Annotated in this window: 2 protein-coding genes; both read right to left on the reverse strand. The window is 47.0% G+C overall.

The window, feature by feature from the left end:
- On the reverse strand, nucleotides 1-335 hold a 335-nt coding region (locus tag RMT89_RS40620), incomplete at its 3' end, for a hypothetical protein (RefSeq protein WP_315888772.1).
- Nucleotides 336-398: 63 nt separating this feature from the next.
- On the reverse strand, nucleotides 399-640 hold a 242-nt coding region (locus RMT89_RS40625), incomplete at its 5' end, for a DUF2612 domain-containing protein (protein ID WP_315888773.1).

The following is a 640-nucleotide window of genomic DNA, read 5'->3' on the forward strand; positions in this document are numbered from 1 at the left end:
GATGATTCAGTCAAGATGAATTCTTCATCTTCCTCAGTTAGCAGGGGTGCCCCTGACCCTCCAGAGCCTTCACAAAATCCTAAAAAGCCGAAGCCGAAACCAAACAATTGCGACGATCCGAAGTGAAACTTAACCCTAACGCCCAGAGGAAGTGGAAGAATGCGAGGGTATAATTGAAGTAGGGTCTTTTCTAAGCTAGAAAGCTCGCGGAAAGGAGCAATCACCACTTCCCCGTTACCCGATGACATAATCTTTGCGCTTTCTCCGAATAGCTCCAGAATGGAAGCCTTCAGGGAAGCCCGATTGAACTGCTTGATGATCTGATAGCGGCGCACCTTAAGGAATTTTCTGTAAATATCATCGTCATCTATAGAGATGTAGGCGATACCCGTATCAGTTCATTCTTCCCAAGTCGCACTGGTGCAAAATCCTTCGATAGGGTCGAGACTAACCGAAGTGTTACAATCGAAACCAAAAACAGGTTGAATATTACATACGCAGTGGACCCGGGGCCAGCCCATACGACGCCCAAGCAGGGTCAGCTGATCCCCTACAGCAGTCTCAATATCGAAGAACGATGGAAGATCGCAAATACTCTGCTCAACTATCTCGACCTGTCTCAAATAGGTGCGAATCAAAT

Source organism: Streptomyces sp. P17, from assembly GCF_032436805.1.
Taxonomy (GTDB): Bacteria; Actinomycetota; Actinomycetes; order Streptomycetales; family Streptomycetaceae; genus Streptomyces.